18 protein-coding genes are annotated in these 21,270 nt (G+C 44.5%); 11 read left to right on the top strand and 7 right to left on the bottom strand.

Features of this window, described 5'->3' with window-relative positions; genetic code table 11:
* Position 1 precedes the first annotated feature (1 nt).
* Entirely contained in the window at positions 2 to 493 is a 492-nt protein-coding gene (locus QF049_RS08405) for an RNA polymerase sigma factor (RefSeq protein WP_036615805.1), read from the top strand.
* The gene (locus QF049_RS08400; protein WP_307536499.1) at positions 493 to 1,467 is read left to right on the top strand and encodes a hypothetical protein; all 975 of its coding nucleotides are present in this window, start codon (positions 493 to 495) and stop codon (positions 1,465 to 1,467) included. Before QF049_RS08405 ends, QF049_RS08400 begins: the two co-directional genes overlap by 1 nt.
* Before the next feature lie 88 nt (positions 1,468 to 1,555).
* Here QF049_RS08400 and QF049_RS08395 read toward each other — a convergent pair whose 3' ends face one another.
* The gene (locus QF049_RS08395) at positions 1,556 to 2,122 is read right to left on the bottom strand and encodes a GNAT family N-acetyltransferase (protein WP_307536497.1); all 567 of its coding nucleotides are present in this window, start codon (positions 2,120 to 2,122) and stop codon (positions 1,556 to 1,558) included.
* A 30-nt stretch (positions 2,123 to 2,152) separates the two neighbouring features.
* Entirely contained in the window at positions 2,153 to 3,028 is an 876-nt protein-coding gene (locus QF049_RS08390; RefSeq protein WP_124115553.1) for a LysR family transcriptional regulator, read from the bottom strand.
* A 109-nt stretch (positions 3,029 to 3,137) separates the two neighbouring features.
* Here QF049_RS08390 and QF049_RS08385 point away from each other — a divergent pair, with 109 nt between their 5' ends.
* The 5 genes from QF049_RS08385 (at position 3,138) to cydC (ending at position 10,871) form a co-directional block, all read left to right on the top strand.
* A complete protein-coding gene (locus tag QF049_RS08385) occupies positions 3,138 to 4,532 on the top strand; it encodes an MFS transporter (RefSeq protein ID WP_307536495.1) in 1,395 nt (464 codons plus the stop codon).
* Positions 4,533 to 4,931: 399 nt separating this feature from the next.
* Positions 4,932 to 6,296: a cytochrome ubiquinol oxidase subunit I gene (locus tag QF049_RS08380; RefSeq protein WP_307536493.1), complete on the top strand. Its 1,365-nt coding sequence runs from the start codon at positions 4,932 to 4,934 to the stop codon at positions 6,294 to 6,296.
* On the top strand, positions 6,296 to 7,309 hold the full coding sequence (locus tag QF049_RS08375) for a cytochrome d ubiquinol oxidase subunit II (protein ID WP_179198615.1): 1,014 nt from the start codon (positions 6,296 to 6,298) through the stop codon (positions 7,307 to 7,309). The genes QF049_RS08380 and QF049_RS08375 overlap by 1 nt, the downstream gene beginning before the upstream one ends.
* Positions 7,310 to 7,323: 14 nt before the next feature.
* Entirely contained in the window at positions 7,324 to 9,147 is a 1,824-nt protein-coding gene (cydD, locus tag QF049_RS08370) for a thiol reductant ABC exporter subunit CydD (protein WP_307536490.1), read from the top strand.
* Positions 9,144 to 10,871 carry a thiol reductant ABC exporter subunit CydC gene (gene cydC, locus QF049_RS08365; protein WP_307536488.1) on the top strand — a complete coding sequence of 576 codons (1,728 nt, stop codon included), beginning with the start codon at positions 9,144 to 9,146 and terminating at the stop codon, positions 10,869 to 10,871. The genes cydD and cydC overlap by 4 nt, the downstream gene beginning before the upstream one ends.
* Positions 10,872 to 11,015: 144 nt before the next feature.
* Here cydC and QF049_RS08360 read toward each other — a convergent pair whose 3' ends face one another.
* Positions 11,016 to 11,291 carry a hypothetical protein gene (locus QF049_RS08360; RefSeq protein ID WP_307536486.1) on the bottom strand — a complete coding sequence of 92 codons (276 nt, stop codon included), beginning with the start codon at positions 11,289 to 11,291 and terminating at the stop codon, positions 11,016 to 11,018.
* A gap of 186 nt (positions 11,292 to 11,477) precedes the next feature.
* Here QF049_RS08360 and QF049_RS08355 point away from each other — a divergent pair, with 186 nt between their 5' ends.
* Positions 11,478 to 13,094: a helix-turn-helix domain-containing protein gene (locus QF049_RS08355; RefSeq protein WP_307536484.1), complete on the top strand. Its 1,617-nt coding sequence runs from the start codon at positions 11,478 to 11,480 to the stop codon at positions 13,092 to 13,094.
* Between the two features lie 28 nt (positions 13,095 to 13,122).
* Positions 13,123 to 14,868: a cache domain-containing sensor histidine kinase gene (locus QF049_RS08350; protein WP_124114739.1), complete on the top strand. Its 1,746-nt coding sequence runs from the start codon at positions 13,123 to 13,125 to the stop codon at positions 14,866 to 14,868.
* A gap of 105 nt (positions 14,869 to 14,973) precedes the next feature.
* On the opposite strand, the gene QF049_RS08345 is transcribed toward QF049_RS08350, so the two are convergent.
* From QF049_RS08345 to QF049_RS08330, 4 genes are all read right to left on the bottom strand, one after another.
* Positions 14,974 to 15,864, bottom strand: coding sequence for a carbohydrate ABC transporter permease (locus QF049_RS08345; RefSeq protein ID WP_124114740.1), 891 nt, complete (start codon positions 15,862 to 15,864; stop codon positions 14,974 to 14,976).
* Between the two features lie 18 nt (positions 15,865 to 15,882).
* On the bottom strand, positions 15,883 to 16,773 hold the full coding sequence (locus tag QF049_RS08340; protein ID WP_307536480.1) for an ABC transporter permease: 891 nt from the start codon (positions 16,771 to 16,773) through the stop codon (positions 15,883 to 15,885).
* A 90-nt stretch (positions 16,774 to 16,863) separates the two neighbouring features.
* Positions 16,864 to 18,468: a type 2 periplasmic-binding domain-containing protein gene (locus QF049_RS08335; RefSeq protein WP_307536478.1), complete on the bottom strand. Its 1,605-nt coding sequence runs from the start codon at positions 18,466 to 18,468 to the stop codon at positions 16,864 to 16,866.
* 186 nt (positions 18,469 to 18,654) lie between these two features.
* Complete coding sequence (locus tag QF049_RS08330; protein WP_307536476.1) at positions 18,655 to 19,665, bottom strand: alpha/beta fold hydrolase; 1,011 nt, start codon at positions 19,663 to 19,665, stop codon at positions 18,655 to 18,657.
* Between the two features lie 124 nt (positions 19,666 to 19,789).
* On the opposite strand from QF049_RS08330, the gene QF049_RS08325 reads away from it, so the two are divergent.
* Entirely contained in the window at positions 19,790 to 20,674 is an 885-nt protein-coding gene (locus QF049_RS08325; RefSeq protein ID WP_307536474.1) for a LysR family transcriptional regulator, read from the top strand.
* A 42-nt stretch (positions 20,675 to 20,716) separates the two neighbouring features.
* The gene (locus QF049_RS08320) at positions 20,717 to 21,250 is read left to right on the top strand and encodes an NUDIX domain-containing protein (protein WP_307536472.1); all 534 of its coding nucleotides are present in this window, start codon (positions 20,717 to 20,719) and stop codon (positions 21,248 to 21,250) included.
* The last annotated feature ends 20 nt before the right edge of the window (positions 21,251 to 21,270 follow it).

Raw genomic sequence — 21,270 nt, 5'->3', positions numbered from 1 at the left:
CATGCAGCGATCAGTGCCCCAGCTGGGCGATCATGTGATGAAAGTCTATGAGACATACGCGGATACGCTGTTCCGGATTGCCATGGTGCACCTCGGCAGACGAGAAGACGCGGAGGAAGCCACTCAGGATACCTTCATCAAACTAATAGAAAAAGCCCCTACGTTCAACGATGCGGAGCATCAAAAAGCATGGTTGATTAGGGTCATCACCAATCATTGCAAATCCTTATTAGGCAGAGGCTGGCGCAAACGGGAGGTCAAGCTGGAGGGAGTCGATCCTCTTACAACAGACAACCCTGAAGATCACGCGCTGATCGAACTTGTGCTGTCACTGCCCGTCAAGTATAGATCGGTGGTTCATCTGTATTATTACGAAGATTATCCGATCCGAGAAATCAGCGAGATCCTGGAGATTAGCGAATCAGCAGTGAAAATGAGATTAAAACGAGGAAGACAGCTGTTAAAACTGGAGCTGGAAGGAGAGGAACTGTAATGAACGAAGAACAATTCAAACAAAACTACAAGAAAGCGGTGGATCATATGAAAACAAACGAACAAATGAAAAAACGGGTAGAGCAATCCTTAAACACGCAACATCAGGGACCAAAACGTCAACGTAAACCACTGTACATTGCAGCAAGTGTTGTTATAGCTGCCAGCATTGGATTGGCTGCGCCAAGTGTATGGCAACAATTCAATGGGCCAGCCGCACCAACACCACAGGTGGCAGCGGTGACTCCAGGCGCGTCGGTTGACCCGATCGTGATTCCGAAGATGGAGTTGCCGAATTCACAGGGCAAAGGCGCGATGGCTGATATGATGCAACTGGTTGTGTATGGAGGAAACGTATATACACAGTCCCCAACATTGCTTGAAGGCGTAAATGCACTCAATCTACGAGGTGAGAAGCTTGGCACTACAACTGGTGGCATCAATGAACTGAGCGGCCAGGATAAATATACGGAGCTTGCTTCCAACATTGGCGAAGCAGACATCTATGCGGTCAATGGCTACGACAAGGACTTCCGCATCATGTCTTACACCGAGATCGATGGTCAGGTGTATGCTCAGCTATTCGACAAGAACAACGGGATCACCATTGGTACGGGTGCCGACCTGATCGGCAAGCTTCATCTCGAAGGCAACATCGCCTCGGCGCAATGGGAGACGTTTAATAGCTGGAATAATGGATTGCAGCAGCTTCAGCCGTTAGTAGCAACTGACGGATCGCTGGATAGCTTCATCTCTGCGTTATCTACTGCCAAACCAATCGCAACGAGTCCGGAGTTGGAAGAGAACCTCTACGGCAAGGAAGATCGCAAGATCATCTATCTCACGCTGGAAGACAAAACGCAGGTCCCACTGGTTCTGTTTGGTGATGGTCTGGTGCGTTACGGTAATGTTCCGGCATTCCTGGAAGTGGAGAAAGGCGCGTTCCAATCATTCTGGAACAGCTTGGGCGAGTAAGGCGAAGACAGCAGTCTGGATGCATGAAGAAGAGCGAACAGAGCACGCAAGTGTTTTGTTCGCTTTTTTGATTATCGGTGAGATTAGATTAATTAGAATTTTTGTAATACACCAAGTGATCGGTCCATTCATTATTTTCGTGTATAAACCCTTTACGTAGACATTCAAATTCCATACCAACACTCTCTGCTAGTTTCATGGAAGGGGTATTATCCACATTAATATGAGCTTCTATGCGGTGGAATTTCAGATGTTCAAATGCAATATGAAGTGCTTCATTCACTGCTTCTTTCCCATAACCTTTTCGCCAATACTGATTATGGATCGTGTATCCGAAGCTTCCCCATTGAAAATGATCTCTTGCCAAGGTCGCAATATCAATCATACCCAGATGTGTACCATCATGCTTTCTAAACACACCAAATACATAAACCGCATCTGTACGCGCTAACTCCTGGTGTCGATCTACCAGATCATGAAACCAATCCAGCGTACATTCACTCATATCCATTTTCCCTTTATCATGACGGTGTTGGGAGGGCAAGCGGTTTTCAAACTCATTCAACCAATTTTCATAGTCGTCTTTCTGTAATGGTCGGATGACTAGCCGTTCTGTCTCTGAAATATGATCAAATTTTTCTGCTTTTAATATCAAAATGACAACTCCTCTGGATTGAATTTGTGCTCATGGCATAGCACTGAAATAGTCCATAACCACGCTGCGAAACTCTAAAGCGGCTTTGGAAATATACCTGTTTTTGTGCGAAAGCAAAGCGATCTCACGAACGAGTTGGTGTTCCTCTACCTGAAGATATCTAATGCGCTCATGCGGGTTTCTGGCTGTGCTAGGTATAAACGCGAGACCGATCTCCGCTTCAACAAGGGCTGTTAATCTTGCAGGCTCATCACCTTCATATACATATTTCGGTAGGAAACCAGCGGATTGACATACGGAATCTACCATATCACGAACCCCATACCCTTGCTTCACCCCAACAAACCACTCGTCCTTAAGCTCAGTTAACTGAATGCTGCTTCGGTCTGCATATCGATGCCCCGTAGGAACAGCGACTACGATCGGATCTTCATATAGTATCTGACATTCGATGTCGTCACCTTCAATCGGAGGGGAGGAGAGACAAAAGTCCACCTCGCCCCGATGTAGAAGTCTGGACATGTTTTCTAACGAAACCATTTGCACATGGAACTGAATATCCGGCTTGGTTTTCCGGAATTCCCGCAGTATACCTGGCAATGTGCTTGCCGTAGTCACCGCCAATTGCAGTGTACCCTGATCCGGATTGGAGAGGTCAGCGATTTCCCGCTTTCCTTGTTCCAATTCAAATAAGGCTTTTTCAGTTCGCTGAAGAAATGTTCTTCCAAAGTCGTTTAATCGCAGCTTTCTCCCGATTCGATCAAATAAAGGGACTCCAAGGTCGTCCTCTAATCGTTGTATCGTTTTGCTCAGGGAGGATTGCGTGACATGCAGCTTTCCCGCAGCTTCCGTAACATGTTCGCATCGGGCCACTGTCAGGAAATATTTTAGTTGAAGAAGCTCCATTTGTACCATTCCTTCATTCCTTCTAGTTCATCAAATCATAACATATAATGCGTTGGAATAAATGAATAAGTTCAATTATGATAACAACAGAAGAAGGAGTGATGCACCGATGAACGTTCGAAACAAAGGATTGATGTTAGCTGTTGGACTCGGAATTATGTTGAATCCGTTAAATTCCTCCATGATTTCTGTGGCTATTTCAAGATTGCAACAAGTGTATCAACTTAATTTTACAGCCGTTTCGTGGATTATTTTATCATTTTATATTGCCAGTGCTGTCGCTCAACCCGTCATGGGCAAGTGTAGTGATTTGTTTGGCCGCAGGAAGATCTTCCTCATGGGTCTTGTTATTGTTTTTGTTTCATCCATGTTAGCTCCATGGTCTCCCAGCTTTTCATGGCTCATCGTATTCCGAATCGTTCAATCGATTGGCACAAGCATGATGGTGGCCGTCGGAATGGCAATTGTCAGAATTAACGTGACTGAAAAACAAGCCTCAGCCTTGTCCACCTTGGCTATATTCCTTTCAGGAGCGGCTGCAGTTGGACCTTTTATTGGTGGAGTATTGATTCATTGGTGGGACTGGCACAGCATATTCTTCGTTAATATTCCGTTTGTCTTGGCAAGCTTTTGGGTCGCCTGGAAAACAATCCCGAAGGACGAGCAATCTCCGTCTATCTCTGGTCACATGTCCATTCGGCAATGGCTTGCGTTAATTGACGCACCAGGTATCCTGATGTTTACGGTAGCTTTGGTGACTCTGCTCATCGGTTTACTATCAGTAAATTCCACAGGAGATATTTCAACATGGCATCTGCTGACAGGGGGGATCGGGTTAATCGCACTCGTCATGTTTATCCGACATGAATTAAAAGCAGCCACGCCTTTTATTCCTCTGCGAACGTTTGCCTCATATCCCGAGATGACTTGGGTGAATGTGCAATACATGCTGGTGAACATCCTGTTTTACGCACTTTTTTTTGGAGTTCCTACGTATTTGAAGCAGGTACGTCATCTCAACGAAGTTCATACAGGAATGAGCATGCTGGCTTTGGGGTTATGTTCAGTCATTATTGCTCCGTTCGCAGGGCGCTGGATTGACAGATCGGGATCACGGCCTGCTTTGATCGTATCCGCTTCTTTAATGACATTTGGCTCTATATTGATCGTTGTTATGAATGAAACTTCTCCAATCTTCATAATCATTGTTGCCTTAGCTTTATTTGGCATAAGTAACGGCTTAAACGCGGTCGGCATGCAAGCTGCTCTGTTCAAAAGCACACCCAAAGAAATGATCGGAGTCGCATCGGGTATTTTTAATACATCTCGCTACCTGGGGACCATTTTATCGTCGTTATTGATTGGTATTGTTATGGGAGATACATTTAATGTGACAGGATTTCAGATGCTTGGAATCATCCTTACGGTATTAGCTGCATCACTGATCATCATGAGCGTACGTCGCGAGGCAAGTGCGGTGAGTCCGGAGCAAGTAAGCAAGTAAAATAGAGAATCTGCTGTGCAATAGCACGTTTACACCCAATGAATCAATAGCTCCATTGGGTGTATTTTTTGTTTTTCACCAAGTTGTCAGAAAGAGTTGATCCTTTCTTGAACGTTTAGGGTAGAAGACGTGTCTTTGATTGAATTAGGTAAAAATAAAGATATAATAATTTTGATTAATAGGCTTGGTTAGTACTTTAAGTGCATCAATATCAGATTTTAATTGGCATCCAATGCTTGCTATTATCGGGGGCCTACAGGAGTAAACGCATTATAGGTGTGGCAAGATATCGTCATACCTAACTTTGTGAAATTTTTCGCAACTTTGCATTGAGCTTAGCCAAAGCTGATATTGAATGTTTCTAAATTGAACAGAGTTTGAAAGGAGGCAACACAAAGAATGGCTATTGATACGGTATTATGGAGCAGGCTAGTGACTGGTTTGACGCTCGGGTTCCACGTGATTTTTGCAACGCTTGGTGTCGGTGTACCTTTGATGATTGCTATTGCAGAGTTCATCGGCATTCGGAAGAAGGATCACCATTACATACTTATGGCAAAGAGGTGGTCCAGAGGATTTGTCATATCTGTGGCGGTTGGTGTTGTCACAGGTACAGCGATATCGCTGCAATTGGCCCTGGTGTGGCCGAATTTTATGAAATTGGCCGGAAATGTTATTGCACTGCCACTATTTATGGAAGTATTCGCGTTCTTTTTTGAAGCAATCTTCTTGGGCATTTATCTGTACACGTGGGATCGGTTCAAAAATCCGTATATCCACTGGTTGCTGACCATTCCGATTGTCGCCGGGGCAGGCATGTCTGCTGTTTTTATTACAACAGTGAACGGATTCATGAACCAGCCTGAAGGTTTTGTCATGGAAGCAGGTCAATTCTTGGCAGTGAATCCTGTACAAGCGATGCTGAATACGGCGACGTTCTCCAAAGTATTTCATGTATTAAGCTCGGCTTATCTGACAGGAGCTGCTCTGTTAGCAGGAATTGCAGCCTTTGCAATGCTGAGAAAAGGGGTATCGGCCTACCACAAAAAAGGCCTGAACCTCATGATGGCCGTTGTTCTGGTATTCAGTTTATTAAATTCCTTAGCTGGGGATGTATCTGCCAAGTTTTTGGCTGAACATCAGCCGGAGAAGCTCGCAGCTGCCGAGTGGCATTTCGAGACGGAAAGCGGCGCGGATCTGATTTTATTAGGATGGCTGAATGCTGAACATGAAATCATAGGCGCACTTCATTTGCCGAAAGTGCTTAGCTTTCTTGCCTTTGGAGACTTTAACGCCGAGGTAACCGGGCTGAATGAATTTCCACCAGATGAACACCCGCCCTTACTTGTGCATTATTTGTTTGATCTAATGGCTGGAATTGGATTCGCTTTGCTTGCTATATCAAGTCTGTACTTCCTGTTTGTATTCTGGAAGAAACGAAATCAATTTAACAAGTGGATGCTTCGTATGGTTGCGCTCAGTGCACCGCTCGCTTTTCTGGCCGTTGAGATGGGTTGGTTCTATGCAGAGATCGGTCGGCAGCCATGGATCATTCGAGGTTATATGCGAGTAGAAGAGGCCGCTACTTCTTCACCGAGTGTAAGAATATTATTTTTTGTCTTTTTACTTCTGTACATCGTGCTCGGCGTCATCTGTGTTCTCGTGCTGAGACGTTTGTTTAATAACAATCCTGCTGACCTTGAGATGGAGAAATGGTTGAAAGAGAAGCATGATCAATCAGCCAAGAAAGGGGATCAGGCCTGATGAGCTATGAATTAATTGGTATATCGGTACTCTGGTTGTTTTTGTACGGCTATCTTATTGTAGCTTCCATTGATTTTGGAGCAGGTTTTTTCGCCTTTTACGCACGCCTGACAAAGCAGGATCATCTGATTAATCGTCTGATCTCCCGGTATCTATCACCGGTGTGGGAGATCACCAATGTATTTTTTGTCTTTTTCTATATTGGCATCGTTGGATTTTTCCCGGATACCGCTTACTATTATGGCTCCGCGCTGCTTGTTCCGGGAAGTATTGCCGTCATTTTGCTTGCCATTCGTGGGTCATTCTACGCCTTTGAGAATTATGGTTCCAAAAATAACATCGTATATCTGTTTTTATACGGGGCTACCGGGTTGCTTATTCCAGCGTCATTGTCAGTGGCACTGACCCTGTCTGAAGGTGGCTTTATTTTGAAACAGGGAGATACCGTTTCCCTGGATTACTGGGCACTATTTACGAATCCATTATCGTGGAGCATCGTTGGTCTAGCCATCGTGTCGGTATTGTTCATTAGCGGGTCATTTCTGACATTTTATGCATCTCGGGCAGAGGATCATTCGGCATTGAAGCTGATGCGCAATTATGCTTTGTTCTGGAGTACACCGACCATTATTCTCGCGCTGACTGCATTTATATATTTGGGTCAACACAATGAGCGTCATTTTCAAAACATGATGGATTTATGGTGGCTGCTGGCGCTATCCGTTGCATTTTTCATGATTGCCATGTGGCTGTTATATAACGGTCGTCGTTACGGATTAGCTTTTATATGTATCATGCTGCAATTTTTCACAGCCTTTTTCGCTTACGGCATTGGGCAGTATCCTTATATTCTTGATCCATTCATCACGATTCAGAGCAGTGCCACACCGCCAGCAATGGGTTTTGCGCTAGTGGTTGTGTTTATCGGTGGGCTGTGCCTGTTAATTCCTTCTCTTATTCTGGTCTTCAAACTGTTCCTGTTTGATGCGGATTATGTGAAAGGGAAAAAATAAAGGAGGAGCGTTCAATGAAGAGGAGAGGCAAATCCAATCTGATCTCGCAGCAAATGTCTTTACAACGAAAAAACAGACTTCTCCTTGCGATCATTTCGCTGGCCCTTGGTGTAGCTATTATAAGCCAGGCCACCTTGGTGGCTGAAGCAGTCCAGCGAATCTTTGTAGAGAAAGCTTCCTTTTCATCAGTGATGCTGTTGCTTGTCCTATTACTGGTTGTTATGGCTGCACGCTCACTGTTGTCGTATGGTAATGGGAAAGTGAGCTTGCATATGGCAGCACGCGCCAAGACAAATATGCGAGCATCTGTATTGCAGAACCTGACCCGCGCTTCCATGCCTTCAACCCTGAGTGGGCAGACGGGAGGAAAGGTCAGCGTTGCATTGGATGCTGTGGATGAGGCTGACAGTTATTTCAGTCAATATATGCCTCGAATGATGGAAGCCGCGGTGATCCCGATTCTGATTCTGGTTGTTACATTTACGCAGCACGCCAACACAGGCTGGATTATGCTGTTTACGGCACCGTTTATCCCGCTCTTCATGATCTTGGTTGGTCTCCAGACGAAGAACAAATCAGAAGAAAAATACGCGCAACTGGCTGAGTTTTCCGGTACATTTCTGGATTCGCTTCAAGGGCTGGTTACGTTGAAGATATTCGGACGGGCTAAACGTCAGCAACAGGAAATTGAACGCAGCAGTCTGGGGTATCGTGATGCCACCATGGGCATTTTGAAGATTGCATTTACAAATACGTTTATGCTGGAATCGATCGTGATGTTAAGCATAGGTATTGTTGCGCTTGAACTGGCTATTCAGTTACTGGTTTTCAAATCGATGAGCTTCCACACGGCCTTTCTCGTGTTGTTACTCGTTCCTGAGTTTTACAGTCTGTTGAAGAATACGGGAACGGCTTTTCACAGCGGGCGAACCAGTATGGGGGCGATTCGCAAGGTGGAACAGATGCTTGAGGAAACAAGTATCAAGAGCACAAAAACGAAGCCTGAAGAAGGATCGGATCAAAGCGATATAAACGATGTCGATGCAATGGCAAGGACGAAAGAACTCCGTACAACTCGCGCCGAGTTGATTTCAATGCCACCAACCATTGAACTAAACGATATCCGTTTCGAGTACACACCTGATTCCTTTGGACTTGATACAGGACAGATCTCGATTGGACCGGGAAAACAGTTTGCTATTGTAGGCAAAAGTGGCTCAGGTAAAACCACGCTGCTTCATCTCATTGCCGGTTTACTGAAACCAGATTCGGGAGCGGTTTTGGTTAACGGAAGCCAGCTTTCGCAACATGATGAGGCTGCATGGTTTGAACGTGTTAGCTACATTACACAGCATCCGTATATTTTTGCAGGTACATTTGCCGAAAATATCGCGATTGGGGCGGGGCGTAACGTCTCCAGAGCCGAAATTGAGCAGGCGACAGAGAAAGCAGGGCTTGCTGGCGTTGTCGCACAATTGGAGCAGGGCTTGGACACGTTTGTTGGTGAAGGTGGCCGGGGGCTGTCTGGTGGGGAAAAACAAAGACTTGCTTTGGCACGTGCTTTTCTGAAGAGACCAGCTGTTATTTTATTCGACGAACCCACCGTTGGTCTGGATCTGCACACCGAGCGGGTATTGCAACAATCCATTGCGGCATTAGCCCAAACGGCAACGATGATTACGGTGGCTCACCGTTTATATACCATTCAACATGCGGACAACATTTTGTTTATGGACAATGGGGTATTGGTGGATTCAGGACATCATGAAGCGCTTCTGGCGCGCCTGCCTCAATATGCGGAGATGGTGGATGTACAACGGAAAGGAGGGTTAGCATGAATGAGCTGACGATTCTGTCAAAAGCGATGATTCAGGAGCGCAAGGATATCTTACTTTCGATATTGGGCGGATTTATCGCCGGCATAGCAGGTGTAGCACTCTTTTCCGCGAGTGGCTATATGATATCGCAAACGGTATTTGCGCCACCGCTGTATACCTTAATTGTACTCACTTCCATGGTCAAACTGCTCGGTTTCCTTCGAGCGGCAAGTCGCTACGGAGAACGCTTGTATTCGCACAGGGCAACATTCTCCATGCTGAGCCGCTTGCGGACGTCCTTTTTTGCCAAACTGATCCCGGTAACGCCAGGTATATTAAACAAAAACCGAAGCGGGGATCTGCTTGCGCGGATCGTGGGTGATGTGGAAAGCTTGCAAAATTACTTTTTGCGGGTCGCGTATCCACCCATCATGGTCGTTATGGTGTTTTTGGCTACCATGCTGTTCACTTCGGCCTTTTCAATCTGGATTGCGTGTTTGTTAGTACTAGGTATGCTGATCACGGCATTTGTTGTACCAGGTATTGTCTTGTTAGGTCAGCGAAAAATACACGGACGTGTCCGCCAGCAACGGGCCTTGCTGTCCACGGAAGTAACCGAAGTGTTGTATGGTTTCAGGGATTTGAAAGTATATGGTCAATTGGAACAGCGTGAGCAACAGCTTCAGCAGGCTTCCGCTGCATTGGCAACGGAACAGAAACAAGCCGCTTCGCACCTGCTGCGCGGGCAATCGATGCACGTTTTTGTGACGTATCTTGTTACATGGGGTGTGCTAGCACTCAGCGCCTTCTTAATTGTGAATGGAGCGTTTGCCGGTGTATTCCTCGCCATGCTGATCCTGGCCACGCAAACCGTGTTCGAAGAAGCTGCCGCAATGGCTATATTACCTCTATATAAGCAGGACAGCGAACACGCCGCTCAGCGACTGGCGGAAACGGTGCCGACCACCGATGTACAACCTGTACAGCCAAGCGGTGAATTGTCAGCCGATCATGCAGTTTCGATCGAGTTATCTCATGTTAACTTCCAATATGAAGGGGAATGGAGACCAGCATTAAGGGAGTTATCCCTGCAGCTTGCAGCAGGCTCCAAAACAGCGATTGTCGGGCCGAGCGGGTCAGGAAAGTCAACGATTATCGATTTGTTACTCAAGCTGCGTACACCAACGTCTGGTGATATACGGTTAAACGATATTCCGGTGCAGGAACTGAATGAAGAGAGCATATGGCAAAGGGCAAATGTTGTGTTGCAGCAAAGTCATTTCTTTCGAGGAACCATCCGGGACAACCTGTTGCTGAATGGAGAAGAACATTCAGATGAACAACTGTCGGCTATGCTGGATAAAGTGCAACTGCCCAATAAATCATTGACCGACATGCTATATGAAAAGGGAGAGAACCTGTCAGATGGCGAGAAGCAGCGGCTGGCTTTGGCACGAGCCATGCTGCGCAAAGGACGGTTATGGCTTTTGGACGAACCGACTTCTTCTCTGGATTACGTCACAGAGCAACGGGTGTTGCAGCATCTTCTGGCACAGGCGGCCGAAGATACACTTCTCCTGATCTGCCATCGGCTGACGGGATTGGAAGAGATGGATCGGATTGTGGTCATGGACCAAGGCAAGATCGTGGAATCGGGTTCCTTCTCCGAGCTTATAGAGCAAAAAGGGTATTTTTATGAAATGAAACAAATTGAACGACAAATGATTGGAGACGCCGGGGCGTGAAAGGAATTTCAGTCTAGTCAAGGTGTCGATAGTACTTTCATAAAAGACTAAAGAACGTTACTGATGTTATCATCAATTCGTCGTTCTTTAGTCTTTTTGTCTATCTATTGAGAAGACTCGTTAAGCAGCAATGTTAATTTACCTTTACATCACAGCAGAGGATTCAGCCGTTTTATTTTTCATCGCAAGCGGCTTTTTCCTAAGTGTCCTATCATACAAATATGGCTTTCCGTGATATTCCCGTGCATGCTTTTGTTTCTGCTTTTTATGTATATCAACCTTGATCTCCAGATTGGCAACGTTACTCTGGAATTCAGTAGCAATTCGTTTGCACCATTTCAGGCCACTTTCTTCAGATGCACTGAAATGAACGCGTAATAGATATCCGTTCACCGTTAATTCAAACTTGTATAAATTCATGATATGTATCCTTTCCAGGCGGGCATGTTATGTTACACCATATGCGATAATCTGATTATAACAGGAACGTATGTTCTGTAAAAGTGTTATTTATGATACCCGCAATGCAATAAGGTTCGCTAGACATCTTTGCAAGAGTTCGTTTAATGGTAAAATATCTAAAAATGGTTCATGTTGGGGGATATCATGTATAAACTGATGATCGTAGATGATGAATTGCTCATGCGGGTTGGAATTCGTTCCATGCTGAATTGGGAAGAGTATAATTTCTATGTTGTTGGTGAGGCGGGAAATGGAAAAGAGGCATTAAGCCTTGCACTTGAAGTGATGCCTGATCTAATCATTACAGATATTAAGATGCCGATTATGGATGGGCTACAGCTTATACAAGAGGCCTCCTGCGTACTGAAAACCTGTAAGTATGTCATCCTGAGTAACTTTGACGAATTTCATTATGTAAAAGAGGCACTAAAACTTGGCGCTTCAGACTACTTGATTAAAAGTGAGATTACAGAAACTGCCCTTATTGACCTCCTGAGCACTGTTGGACAGAAACTGCAAAGTGAACATGTTCACCCAACCAACACACCCTCTATAACACAGGACTATTCCAAGAGCCTAAGATATCTAAAGGATAGTTTCTTCCAAGATATTGTAAGCGGATTCATTAGTGAGGAAGATATCGTCACCAAAGCGGAAGAACTGCATTTTCGTATACGTTCGGACCAGTTGGTTGTCATGAAGTTCATCGTGAATTATTACGAGGATGCAAAGCGGAAATATGTAGAGAAGGGGGAGAAGCTGCTACGATTTTCGATTCTTAATATTATGGAAGAGATTATTCCTTCGAAATGGGAGAAAGAGATTTTTGTTGAAAGTTCCTCAGAATATTGGGTGATCGTTAATGTACTTCCTGAGAGCCAATCTGTACACGCCGACTTGAATAAACTATGTAATAAATTGCTGTCTTCGATCAAGGATTTTATGAATCTATCGCTCACGGCTGGGGTAAGTAGAATGACTTCCGGTTTCCTTCACATCAGGAAGGCCTGCCAAGAGGCAGAAACGGCTCTACAACAGGGTTTCTTCACAGGAAGCAACCAGGTGTTGTATTACGATGATCTGGTTCAATCCCCAGATCGACATGAAGTTAAGGGAGCTTTAAGCCCGCAACAAGAACGAGATTTGTTGAAGTTGTGGGTAAGCAAAGACAACAAAAAGGCGGAAGAGTTCCTTGAAGGAATCCGATCCAATCTCGAACAGCTGCGAGCAGATGAGAATAGCATTCGCAAGCAATATATCATGGTAATGGAAACGATACATTCCCATCTATCCCGAGCTACGGAAAGAGGTGCACCTTCTTTAACAGAGAAATCACCCTATGAAATCGTTCTAAAGGGGGAGTATTGGGAGGATATCCACCAAGATATGCTTGCTCATATTGCGTATTACTTCCAAACCGATTCCCAAATCAAACAGGAAAGCACTTACACCGATCTCGCCACTGAATTGATCGACAAGTATTATGCGGAAGATATCTCACTGCAAAGTATCGCTAGCCAAATCAGTGTGAATCCGTCGTATCTCAGCCGTGTGTTCAAACAGGAACGAGGAGAGAACTTTATTACGTACTTGACCCGAGTTCGAATTGAACATGCGAAGGCGTATCTATTGAGCAGAGGAATGAGAGTGTATGAAATCGCAGAAAAGGTGGGCTACCATAATTACACGTACTTCAGTAAGATTTTCAAAAAATCGGTAGGTGTCACTCCTGAGGAATATCGAGAATTACAGCAGGGATGAATGTAATCGGTGAATAGAGGTGCAGCATATGAAGCATGTTCGGCCCTTCCGAATCAAGTATAAAATTATGGTGATCTGTATGACGGTCATTATCCTTCCGGTATTGGTGATGACAATCAATTCGTATTACTCCTCAGAGCGGTTGTTGGCACAGAACTATACAACGTTGCTAAACGATCTGGCCAAACAAACGAATATTCGCATTGACGAGTTCCTCAAGGAGATTGAGAAAATTTCGCTGCTAGCCAGTAATGGGCTTAGTGACAATCTGTCTGCGACTCATGAAGGGAGTTTTCCGATCCAGGATTTTCTGCGAGAGGGTGATGAACAACATGAGATTGCCGCATACAATATTCTTATGAATTACATCATGATGAAAGATCGCGTATTCTCCATTTACCTCTACAATATGAACGGGGGTCAAGACCTTTTTGTAAGTCCACATCAACCCATTGATCCAAACTTCAAAGTAGCAAACGAATTGTGGTTTAAAAAGTTCATGCATGATAACGATCGAACCATTACTCTCACAACACGAATCGATGAGCAATTGGAGAATAAAATTCTGGCAGTATCACACGCTCGCAAAATTCATGATGTGACTAGTGGAAAACTGCTTGGCGTTATCGTTGTCAGCATTGATATCAAATTCATTGAAATCGTCAACCGAAACTTGCAGGAAGGACTACGCTCCAGATTCATGATCGTTGATGAGGATGACAAGATCGTATATAACGTGAACGAACGATTAATCGGGACACTGTTCCGGGACAACGTTCGTCCGCCTGAATCACTAAATGTCGTGGTGACCAGTCCCCTTAGTCAGCAAAAATGGACAACTTACTTATATATGCCTTTGGATGAGCTTACTGCTGATGGCAAAATATTGGGCCGTAATCTGGTGACGCTTGCCATAGTCATTGTTCTTTTTGCTGCCGTCATATCTATCTTTTTATCTCACGTGATCACAACTCCCATTAAAAAACTGCTACGGAATATCGCTCTGGTCGAGAAAGGTCAGTTTGAACAAGTTGAACCTATTGGCTCCAGAGATGAGATTGGACATTTATCCATTCGATTCAACAGAATGTCACACGAATTGAAGCGAATGGTCGAACGGATGCAGCAGGAAGAAATAGAGAAAGCCAAGGCCGAGATGCGTGCGCTCCATGACCAGATCAAGCCTCATTTTCTGTATAACACCCTTGGGTCGGTGAAATGGATTGCCTCGATGCAGCAGGCTGATAAAATCGTGGAAATGACCGATGCCTTAATCTCGATGCTCCGCTATGCAACAAAATCCGATGGAACCCTCGTAACCATTCGTGAGGAACTTCATAATATAACGAATTACGTAACGATCCAGAATGTCAGGTACTATGATTGTATTCAGATGAGGTATGAGATTGAGGATAAAGTGTTGGATTATCACATGCCCAAAATGATCCTGCAACCCATTGTAGAGAACGCTATTTTTCATGGTCTGGCCGAGCTTGAGGAAGACGGAATCATTACCATTCGGATTCAACTGCGGGTGGATACAGTTGTAATCGAAATCTGCGATAATGGCGTTGGTATGGATCATCATACGATGCAGAATCTCTTGGAAGAAAAGTCCGGTGCAAGTACGGGAACCAATGGGATTGGATTGCATAATGTGCAGCGGCGGATTCAACTTCATTTTGGGAAACCCTATGGAATACAGGTGGAGAGTAAAATGGGTGAAGGTACCATTTTCTCCATTCTGCTGCCTGCCATCATTGAAGCCAAATAGTCATTCATGCTTTCATTCATGCATCTCATAATGCGGTACAACGATCATAAAAATAAGTTTAGATATAAACAAAGGGCTCGCAGTATGAACTGCAAGCCCTTTTGTTCACCCTTTGACGCTACCTAGCACCAAACCTTTGGTGAAATATTTCTGTAAAAACGGATACACGAGTAAAATCGGAATGGCACCCAAGAACATCTGAGCGGCGCGCCCCGTTCTGGCGTTCATCATGGACAACAGCTGCGTATAATCTGACCCGGATTTCAGCATGATTTGCTCAAAACTTTGCAGGAGGGTCTGGAGGTAACTTTGTAATGGATAATTAGCTGGATTGTTCATATAGATAATGCCATCGAACCACGAATTCCAGTGGGCAACGATACTGAACAAACCAACCGTAGCGAGAGCGGGCTTGAGAAGTGGGAGTAGAATACGAAGCAATACCTGTACAGGCCCAGCACCATCGATAATTGCTGATTCTTCAATCTCCTCGGGCAGCCCCCGAATGAAATTCATGAGGATAATCATACTGAATACGGGGAGGGCCCCAGGCAGGATCAGAGACCATATGGAATCGATCAGTCCCATTTTGACGACCACGAGATAGGTTGGAATTAGACCTCCACTGAATAACATGGTTATTATGAAAAATCCCATATAGATATTACGCCCCATCAATTTTTGTTTGGATTTGGAGAGGGGATAAGCGGTGAGTACGATCAGAACCAGATTCACCAACGTTCCGATAACGGTTCGTTGAATGGCTACCCAGAGAGAGGAGAAAAATGATCCTCCAGTTAATGCAAATTCATAGGCTTTTGTCGTAAATTCCACAGGCCAGAACGTAACACTCCCCGCAGATACAGCCGCGCTGCTGCTGAATGAAACAGCCAGCAGGTTGATAAACGGCAGGATACATAGGAGAGAGATTAGGAGCAATATGGTGTAGTTTATGATAAGAAATACACGTCTGCTCATACTTTTATCATAGATCATAATGTAAGTTCCTCCTTCTTAGAAGATACGATAGCCAGCCACTCTGTAAGCCAGGATGTACGATACAGCAACGAGAACACTGGAAATGATCGATTTGAATAACCCAACAGCGGTACCAATCGAATACTGTGCCTGTTGGATTCCCAACCGATATACATAGGTATCAATAATATCACCGGTCTGATAGACAACAGGGGAGTAGAGATTATAGATCTGGTCAAAGCCAGCATTGAGTACGTTTCCAAGTGAAAGTACGGTCATTAAAACAATGGTTGGCATGAGGAGAGGCAACGTAATGTAGATGGTTTGCTTCCACCGTTTCGCTCCGTCGATCACTGCAGCCTCATAAAGTCCCGGATCAATACTGGTCAGGGCTGCCAAATAAACAACCGTGCCAAATCCGAAACCTTTCCATATGTCACTCACAATCATCGTCCAAGGGAAAATAGAGGGTGTGCCAAGAAAGGAGATCGGTGCAATCCCAAATACACTTAGAAATGTATTGATAATGCCGTCGGAACTAAGGATATCCAGCATGATGCCGGCCATAATGACCCAAGAGAGGAAGTTCGGAATGTAGACCAGTGTTTGAAATGTACGTTTAATTCCACTGTGCAGTACCTCGTTAAGCAGTAATGCGAAAATTACGGGCACGATTATACCACCGATAATCTTAAAGACAGACATATACAATGTATTCCAGATCGTTCTTACGAAGTTCGGCTGATTAAATATGTGGGTAAAATTATCCCATCCTACCCATGGCGAGTCGAATCCGAGGCCCGGATTGTACTTCTGAAACGCAATAATAAGTCCGTAGAAAGGGATGTAACTAAAGATGAAGACCAAGACCAGGCTTGGAATCAACATGAGATGGTAAGGACTCTGCTGCTTCCATTTTCTCAACATACATATTCCTCCGTTCATCGTACGCCAAATGTAATCGCTATCAAATAAAGGGGAGAGATGACCCTCATCCCCTCTTTGTGACAAACGATATTATTTCTTCCCGTAGGCTTCATTAACTGCCTGGGTTGCGTTATCGCCCCCGGCTGCACGCCAATTCTGGACAATAACATCGAAATAATCGATACTTTCGCTACCCATAATGATCTTGGTGAAGCCTTCGGTCAGGATATCATCCAAGGTCGTGCCGTAGCTTGAAAGTATTTCTGGCGTAACACCCCATAAGGCCGTCTTTGTGTAGTTCTCGCTGTCCAGTACTTTCTTGGCAAGACCATACGCATTTTTGGGAGCCCCTTGTTGCAAATAATCACCAACTGCTCCTGGGGTGGCGTTCTCCATGAATTCAACACTGTTATTATATTTTTGCCACATACCCGAAGTCGTAAGTCCACTGGTATCCTTGGATTGAAGGGCAGCGGAGACCGCCTCAAATTGCTCGTAATCGGAATTCGGATTAAGTACACGGAACGCTCCAACAACATGGGCAATATCGTTATCCAGCAAAGCAGATAGCGTTTCTGTCGATTCCTTGCCATTGCCTTCATCCACAATATAAGCATAGTCGTTCAAAATTTTGATCACTTCTTCAGGGCTCTTAAATCCCTTTTTCATAACGATATAATTGTTGTTGGCGAAGAAAATGGATTGTTTGGCTTCTTTCCCATCAACGGTAGGGATGATATAAGGGTAGAAGATGGCGTCCTTACCCAGATTAGATACCGTATCGACACCCGGATTATAACCCCACCACTGGTAATAAGGCTGCATGCCCACTTTGCCGGCTACAATGTCCGCGTTCATCGCATTAAAGTCTTTGATTGCAAATTCCGGATCAATGATGCCTCGCTTGTACCATTCTGACCACTCAGCCAGCGCATTTTTCATCTCAGGCTGCACTGAACCGTACACGAGTTTTCCATTGCTATCCTCCATCCACATATCCGGATGCGCATTCCATGCAATGGCGAGCAGGTTGAGGTAATCCAACGATTGGTCTACCGCTATACCATAACCACCGTGCTTTTCCATGAATTTTAGTGCGATATTCTTGATGTCTTCCACCGATTTCGGATCTTGGAGTCCCAATTCTTCTTTCCAGTCGTTCCGGATCCAGATGAAATCCGGTTGTTCAATTAATCCCCAGTGCATCTGTGGTATCCCGTACAGCTTACCGTCCTTCTTTCCAGACTCGTAGCTGTCCGCATCTGCTTCCATGTAACCTTTGAGGCGATCTGAAGCGTGTTGATCAAAGACCGCGGAAAGGTCCATGACCATATCTGCTTCGACCAACTGTCTTAGTTGTGATGGATTAACTCTGAATACGTCAGGAAGATCGTTCGATGCGATAGCCAAATTGAGTTTTGTATCGTACTCATCGCTAACCCAGTCTGTTTTGACGTTGATATTAAACTTCTCTTTGTATCGCTTAATCCATACATTGTTGGTGATATCGTCGCCCTTTGGATATTTTGCAGAAGAGTATTCTGATGTTACGGTATGAATGGTTGTCGTTCCAGCCTCGTTGGAATCCGTGTCCGTCGTTGAACCTTTATCAGCACCGCTTCCATTGCTACAGGCTGCGAGTAATAAGGTTGACATGCACACAGACAAGACTAAAGCTTTCGTTTTCTTGTTCATTTCTTTTCCCCCTTATCAGTCGTATTTCAATAGCGCTTTCTTGAAAATATTCTAAACGAGAAAGGGGGAATGTGATATAAAGGTTATTGACGAGAACCGGTATCTTTTTTTACTTTTGAGTTGTAGCGGAGAAAAGATAAATGAGCTTTGTGCACTTTTTTTACTTTGTACTCCTTCTTTTTTTACTCATGTCTCCAAAAATTGCTTTAGATGACGATCGATAACGAGTGAATCCTCTTCGTTTGCTCCGATTCCAAAGCAGTGTCCCCACTTGGACTGTATAGGTTGATACACAGCGTTTGGCATATGTTGAACATCATACGCACTGTCTTCTGGTGTGAAGAACAAGTCACTTGATCCTGGCATAACGAGTGCAGGAGAGGTGATCTTGCTTAACGCCTGTTCGAAGTTGCCGATATCTACGGGATTATCGCTAATGTCTCCATATATTCCTGTACGCAGCATGGTAATCAAGTCGTTAGCATCGAAGGGAAGAAATACCTGATCCCAGTAATCTTCTACATAAGATTGCAAGGTGTTGTAACCCTCAGATTGATACAATTTCTCCAAAAAGTACGCCTGCGAGAACCCCCATGGAGCATAAACTCTTCCCATCGCTGCGAGACCAGCAACCGGAGGGCGTTCATATCTACCATTTTTATAATTCGAATCTGCCTGTAACGCCGCGATCATTGCTTCGAATACCAACTGTGTATGGGGTCTGCTCTTTGCCGTTCCGCCAAAGGGGGCAATACGCTCGACCATCTCAGGATAACTGGTTCCCCATTGATAAACCTGCATGGCTCCCAGAGACCAGCCCACAACGAGTTTAATTTTGGAGATACCGAATTTTTGAGTGATGAGTTGATGCTGGGCGCGCACATTGTCATACATGGAGATGAGGGGGAAGTTGTCCTTATCGTATGGGGCAGGGGTATTACTTGGAGAAGACGATAACCCGTTACCCAACATATTGGGCACAACGATAAAATAACGACTGGGGTCCAGTGCTTTGTCCGTTCCAATTAACCATTCATTATCTGTGTGAAGTCCAGCAAACCATGTTGGGACAACAATAACATTGTCCTTTGCCGCATTTAAGTTTCCATAGGTCTTGTAAGCGATAAAGGCTTGAGGGAACTGTTGCCCCGATTGAAGTAATGTATCTCCAAGGTGATATGTTTCATAATCATTCATAGATTGATTCTCCTTATAAAATAGTAATAACTTGATTTCACTCTACAATACGTCTATTATCAATTCAACGAAACGTTATCGAACATATCATTCATTTATTTTGAACTTAGGAGGTGCCTGACTCATGGAAATACGCCAGCTAAAAACCTTTTGGACACTTGCATCGACCTGCAGCTTTAGTCAAACTGCTGAATTATTGAGCTATGTACCGTCTACCATAACCATGCAAATCAAATCGCTGGAAGAAGAGCTCGGTGTGAAATTGCTGGATCGACTAGGAAAAAAGGTCGTGTTAACGGATGCTGGCCAACAGTTTCTGCCATACGCCACTAAGATATTAAACGATGTAGAGGAAGCGAAGTGCATATCCAGTCAGCACGGAGAATTGGCGGGGACGGTTGTGATCGGAGCAGACGAAGTGCTGTGTGCATATCTTCTTCCAGCCTTGTTCAAACGCTTCCGAGCGGACTATCCTGGTGTGCGGTTATTGTTCCGCCCCTTGTCTGGGCAAGAGCTTAAATCGAGTCTGAGAGAAGGGCATGCCGATGTCGTTTTTGTATTGGATGAGCCTATGAATTCCAAAGACCTTCATTCAGAGTTTTTAAAGGATGAGACCTTTCAAATGGTGGTTTCTCCCGATCATCTGTTAGCATCGCGTTCCGCGTTAGTTGCTGATGACTTCCACAAACAGCATTTTTTACTGACCGAAAAGAACTGTTCGTATCGCACTCATTTTGACCAATCCATAACGAAGAAAGGTGCGGATGCTCTGACAGAGCTGGAGTTTCATAGTGTAGAAGCCATTAAACAATGTGTTGTGGCTGGTCTAGGGATCGCTTTATTGCCTGAGATGGCGTTGAAGAAAGAGTTGAGCGAAGGGGAAGTGGTAGCTCTGCCGTGGGATTTATCAGATGTATCCTTTTCTGCGCAAATGCTCTGGCATCGGGAAAAATGGATCTCTCCGTCCATGGCTGCTTTCATGGAGGTCGCCAAAAGTGAGTTGATTTGATTGTTCAGAATTTGTTTAGATGTATGTGTTAAAATATTCTTCATGGAAATCGAGAAGTTAAATGGAATCAACCTTCAACAAGTTGATACAGATATATATGGGGGATTAGCAATGGAGAGAAAGATTAGAAATTCTGCAAAAGCATTGATCATTAAAGATGGGAGAATGCTGGCAATGAAGCAGGATGATAATGATGAAGTGATCTATATCCTGCCTGGTGGGAGCCAGAATGCAGGTGAAACGCTGACCGATGCTGTGAAGCGTGAAGTTGCGGAAGAAATCGGAATAGATGTAGAACCGTTATCACTAGAATTTGTCATTGAAGGTGTATACGGTGAAGCTCTTCATCGTGTAGATTTTGTTTTTTTGTGCGAGTACATAGGTTTGGTGGACCAAGATAGTTCTATTCTGCCAAGTGACGAAAACCAGGTGGAATATGTGTGGCTCGAAATTAAAAATGTAAATGAACTACCTTTATTTCCTTCAAAATTACGAAAGCAGATCATTAGATTGGTTGAGGGAGAAAAAACGGTTATGTATTTAGGAAATGAGGAAGATGACGACCTGAATAGTTAGATGTGCACATGTCGTAAACA

Origin of the sequence: Paenibacillus sp. W4I10 (genome assembly GCF_030816325.1) — a bacterium.
In the GTDB taxonomy this organism is placed as follows: Bacteria; Bacillota; Bacilli; order Paenibacillales; family Paenibacillaceae; genus Paenibacillus; species Paenibacillus amylolyticus_B.
Note: the sequence above shows the minus strand (reverse complement) of the source record. Positions and strands in the feature narration are given on the sequence as shown.

What these genes read in the sequence shown, in the direction of transcription:
- QF049_RS08345 (WP_124114740.1), bottom strand. Translation starts at nt 15,864, where the DNA reads ATGATCTATGATAAAAGTATGAGCAGACGTGTATTTCTTATCATAAAC.
- QF049_RS08400 (WP_307536499.1), top strand. Translation starts at nt 493, where the DNA reads ATGAACGAAGAACAATTCAAACAAAACTACAAGAAAGCGGTGGATCAT.
- QF049_RS08340 (WP_307536480.1), bottom strand. Translation starts at nt 16,773, where the DNA reads ATGTTGAGAAAATGGAAGCAGCAGAGTCCTTACCATCTCATGTTGATT.
- QF049_RS08385 (WP_307536495.1), top strand. Translation starts at nt 3,138, where the DNA reads ATGAACGTTCGAAACAAAGGATTGATGTTAGCTGTTGGACTCGGAATT.
- QF049_RS08360 (WP_307536486.1), bottom strand. Translation starts at nt 11,291, where the DNA reads ATGAATTTATACAAGTTTGAATTAACGGTGAACGGATATCTATTACGC.
- QF049_RS08405 (WP_036615805.1), top strand. Translation starts at nt 2, where the DNA reads ATGCAGCGATCAGTGCCCCAGCTGGGCGATCATGTGATGAAAGTCTAT.
- QF049_RS08380 (WP_307536493.1), top strand. Translation starts at nt 4,932, where the DNA reads ATGGCTATTGATACGGTATTATGGAGCAGGCTAGTGACTGGTTTGACG.
- QF049_RS08355 (WP_307536484.1), top strand. Translation starts at nt 11,478, where the DNA reads ATGTATAAACTGATGATCGTAGATGATGAATTGCTCATGCGGGTTGGA.
- QF049_RS08390 (WP_124115553.1), bottom strand. Translation starts at nt 3,028, where the DNA reads ATGGAGCTTCTTCAACTAAAATATTTCCTGACAGTGGCCCGATGCGAA.
- QF049_RS08375 (WP_179198615.1), top strand. Translation starts at nt 6,296, where the DNA reads ATGAGCTATGAATTAATTGGTATATCGGTACTCTGGTTGTTTTTGTAC.
- QF049_RS08335 (WP_307536478.1), bottom strand. Translation starts at nt 18,468, where the DNA reads ATGAACAAGAAAACGAAAGCTTTAGTCTTGTCTGTGTGCATGTCAACC.
- QF049_RS08325 (WP_307536474.1), top strand. Translation starts at nt 19,790, where the DNA reads ATGGAAATACGCCAGCTAAAAACCTTTTGGACACTTGCATCGACCTGC.
- cydC (WP_307536488.1), top strand. Translation starts at nt 9,144, where the DNA reads ATGAATGAGCTGACGATTCTGTCAAAAGCGATGATTCAGGAGCGCAAG.
- QF049_RS08320 (WP_307536472.1), top strand. Translation starts at nt 20,717, where the DNA reads ATGGAAATCGAGAAGTTAAATGGAATCAACCTTCAACAAGTTGATACA.
- cydD (WP_307536490.1), top strand. Translation starts at nt 7,324, where the DNA reads ATGAAGAGGAGAGGCAAATCCAATCTGATCTCGCAGCAAATGTCTTTA.
- QF049_RS08330 (WP_307536476.1), bottom strand. Translation starts at nt 19,665, where the DNA reads ATGAATGATTATGAAACATATCACCTTGGAGATACATTACTTCAATCG.
- QF049_RS08350 (WP_124114739.1), top strand. Translation starts at nt 13,123, where the DNA reads ATGAAGCATGTTCGGCCCTTCCGAATCAAGTATAAAATTATGGTGATC.